This is a genomic window from Mesorhizobium sp. M7A.F.Ca.AU.002.02.1.1 (assembly GCF_003998535.1).
GTDB lineage: Bacteria > Pseudomonadota > Alphaproteobacteria > Rhizobiales > Rhizobiaceae > Mesorhizobium > Mesorhizobium ciceri.
In genome coordinates this window covers 1-3581 of record NZ_RZPB01000616.1, presented here as the reverse complement: position 1 = coordinate 3581, position 3581 = coordinate 1, and the positions used below count along the sequence as shown (strand labels likewise).

Here is a 3581-nt window from a genome sequence, read left to right as displayed (position 1 = left end):
CGCCGAAGGCGTCGGGATGACGACGGCGGCATTCAGACCCCAGCGCTTTTCCAGTCCCCGCTCGAGCGCCACCTGCCCGGCGGTCGGCGCGTTGATCATGGTGACGACAATGCCCTCGGCGGTGCAGGAGGCCAGCGTACGCATGACCTTCACCCTGGAGACATCGAGCTTTTCGGCAATCTGTTCCTGGGTGAAACCTTCGACATAGTAGAGCCATGCCGTCTTGACGGTAAGGTCCGACGAGACCATCGGCAGGCGAGCCTGTCTGGGTTTTTCTGTGGTCATCGGTTCCTGTCCCTCATGAGCCGTGGCCTGACCGGTGCTCATCAAGGAAATACCGGCCGGATGTCAACTGATGCCGGATCTGCGGCGTGTCGATTGTCGCACATTTCTGTTCATTTGTAATTGACATCGTACATATGAACATATTTTGTGGGTTTCACGCGCTGTGTCATCCACCAGTCATATGCGCCGTGCAGGGAGGAAGAGACGGGGAGCCGGCCAGAGCCGGACCGGTCATGCACAGAAAGACAGGAGGTCTCATTGAAGACGCACTTCATCAAGCTGCTGGCCAGCCAGCTGGCGCTCGCGGCAACTTTGTTTGCCGGCGTGGCAAACGCCGAAATACTGACGCTCTACACGTCCCAGCCGGAAGCCGACGCGGCCAAGACCGTGGATGCCTTCAAGAAGGCGCAGCCGGGTATCGATGTGAATATCTATCGCTCCGGAACGAGCGACATCCTCACCAAGATGGCGGCCGAGTTTGCCGCCGGCAGCCCGCAGCCCGACGTGCTTCTGATCGCCGATGCGGTCTCGATGGAGCTGTTGAAGAAGGACGACCGGCTACTGCCCTATCCCGAGGCAAAGCTCGATGGCATCGAGGCGGATGCCTATGACGCCGACAAGACCTATTTCGGCAGCAAGCTGATCACCACCGGCATCGTTTACAACACCGCCGCGGCCGAGAAGCCGCAGCATTGGGCCGATCTTGCCAAGCCCGCCTATGCCGATGGCCTGGTCATGCCGAGCCCGCTCTATTCGGGTGCCGCCGCCTACCTGCTTTCGGGCTTCGTCGGCGACGCCAATTATGGCTGGGATTTCTTCCAGAAGCTGAAGACCAACAACACCGTCAGCGTGCGCGGCAATGGTGCGGTGCTGAAGGCGGTGGCATCGGGCGAAAAGCCCTATGGCATCCTGGTCGACTTCATGGCGATGAACGCCAAGAAGAAGGGTTCCCCGGTCGAGTTCGTGTTCCCCTCGGAAGGTGTGCCGGCAGTGACCGAACCGGTCGCCATCATGAAGACCGCCAGGAATGTCGACGGCGCCAAGAAGTTCGTCGACTTCATTCTTTCCGATGACGGCCAGAAGCTTGCGCTTTCGATGGGCTATCTGCCGGCGCGCGCCTCGGTCGGCCGCCCCGAATGGCTGCCGGAAGGCGTCAAGGTCAAGGTGATGCCGTTCGACACCAAGGCAATCGTCGCCAAAACCGACGCCGACAAGGCGAAGTTCTCGGAATTGTTCGGGGGCTGAGCCGGCAATCCAGTCAGGGGTGCCGTCCCAGCGGTATCCCTGACGGGCAAAACCCCGATCGCATCGGCTGATCGACCCCAGGAAACGCAATCATGTCAACACGGATCAGGGAAAGCCGGGGCCAGGAAATGGTCCTGACGGCGGCGGTAGCCATCGTCATCGTCCTGCTTTCCCTGCTGCCGATGCTGCGCCTGATCAAGGAGATCGTGGCGCCCGGCGGCACGCTGTCGACCGTCGCGATAAAGGCGGGGCTCGCCAGTCCGGCGACCTGGATCGCCACCTGGCACACACTGGTCGTCGGTATCGGCGGCACCCTGCTTGCGGTGCTGTCTGGAACGCTGGTGGCCGTCCTCGTCACTCTGACCGATATCCGCGCTCGCAGCGCCATGGTGCTCTGTTACGTCATGCCCTTGATGATCGCGCCGCAGGTGACGGCGCTGGCCTGGCTGCAATTGTTCGGCCCGGCAAGCCCGTTCCTCAAGCTGTTCGGGGCGGCACCGCCGCTCGGTACCAGGAACCCGCTCTATTCGACATCGGGCATCATCCTGCTGCTCGGCGTGCAGTATGGCCCGCTGGTTTTCCTGTTGGTGCGCGCCGGGCTGCGCAAGCTGCCGCGCGAGCTGGTCGAAGCCGCGCGGGCGGGCGGTGCCGGCTGGTTCACCGTGCTGGTCACCATCGTGCTGCCCTTGATGACGCCGTCGATCATGGCGGCCGCTGCCCTTGCCTTCGTCTCATGCGTCGGCAATTTCGGCATTCCGGCCTTTCTCGGCATTCCCGCCAACTATCTCGTGCTGCCGACGCTGATCTATCAGAAGCTGGCCGGCGGCGGCCCCGCCGTGCTCGGCGAAACCGCATTCCTATCGGTGCTGATCGGCATCATCGCCATGGCGGGTATCCTTGCCCAGGAGATCATGAGCCGCCGCCGCGACTATCGCATCAGCTCCACGTCGCTTTCGGCCGAACCCTATGAACTCGGTCGCTGGCGGCCTACGGTCCAGGCCGGCATGTGGCTGCTGATCATCGTGGTGCTGTTCCTGCCGCTGTTCGGGCTGGTTCTGACATCGCTGGTGCCGGGCTACGGCATCGCGCTCACCGCCAAGACGGCAACGCTCGACAATTATCGCTTCGTGCTGTTCGAGCATGACGCGGCCAGCCGCGCCTTCTTCAACAGCTTCTGGCTGTCGATCGCGGCGGCCTTCTTCGCGGTCCTGGTCGCAGTGCCGATCGGCTATCTGATCGCATGGGGCAAGCAGCGCTGGGTGCGGCTGCTCAATCTGTCGGTCGAGCTGCCCTATGCTTTGCCCGGCGTGGTGCTGGCGATCGCCTCGCTGCTCATGTTCCTGCGGCCGATCCCGCTCACCGGCATCCAGCTCTACAACACCGTCTGGATCATCCTCTACGCCTATCTCGCCCGTTTCCTGGTGCTGGCGCTGCGGCCGACCATCAGCGGCTATCACCAGATCGACCGGGCGCTGGAGGAGGCGGCGCAAGTAGCGGGCGCCGGGCTGTTCACGCGCATGCGCACGATCATCTTTCCCCTGGTGGCACCGGCGGCGATCGCCGGCGGACTACTGATCTTCATGACGGCGCTCAGCGAACTTACCGTCTCGGCGCTGCTGTGGTCGTCCGGGTCGGAGACGATCGGTGTCGTGATGTTTTCCTTCGAGCAGGGCGGCGATTCCAACTATGCGGCGGCGATGTCCGTCATCACTGTGGCGGTCACTTTCCTGTTGATGCTGGTGACCAATCTGCTTGCCCCCTACCTTCCGACCGGAGTGCTGCCATGGCGCGATTGAGCCTGGACAATGTGACCAAGAGCTTCGCCAATTTCGATGCCGTCAAGGACGTATCGATCGATGTCGGCGACGGCGAGTTCCTGGCAGTGCTCGGGCCGTCCGGCTGCGGCAAGACCACGCTGCTGCGGCTCGTTGCCGGATTCGAGAAGGTGACGTCAGGCGAGATCCGTATCGGCAGCGAGGTCGTGTCGGGCAAGGGCGGCAGCGTCGCGCCGGAAAAGCGGCGCGTCGGCATCGTCTTCCAGAACTACGCGC

At 62.9% G+C, this 3581-nt stretch carries 3 protein-coding genes and 1 pseudogene; 3 read left to right on the top strand and 1 reads right to left on the bottom strand.

Going from position 1 to position 3581, the window contains the following annotated elements:
- Positions 1 to 285: pseudogene (locus tag EN879_RS27925) on the bottom strand (sugar-binding transcriptional regulator); the annotation flags it as partial.
- Positions 286 to 543: 258 nt separating this feature from the next.
- Here EN879_RS27925 and EN879_RS27920 point away from each other — a divergent pair.
- From EN879_RS27920 to EN879_RS27910, 3 genes are all read left to right on the top strand, one after another.
- Entirely contained in the window at positions 544 to 1530 is a 987-nt protein-coding gene (locus EN879_RS27920; RefSeq protein WP_063169129.1) for an ABC transporter substrate-binding protein, read from the top strand.
- Between the two features lie 92 nt (positions 1531 to 1622).
- Positions 1623 to 3326: an iron ABC transporter permease gene (locus EN879_RS27915; RefSeq protein ID WP_063169128.1), complete on the top strand. Its 1704-nt coding sequence runs from the start codon at positions 1623 to 1625 to the stop codon at positions 3324 to 3326.
- The coding region (locus EN879_RS27910) for an ATP-binding cassette domain-containing protein (protein ID WP_164774617.1) at positions 3314 to 3581 on the top strand (268 nt) is incomplete at its 3' end. The genes EN879_RS27915 and EN879_RS27910, both read left to right, overlap by 13 nt.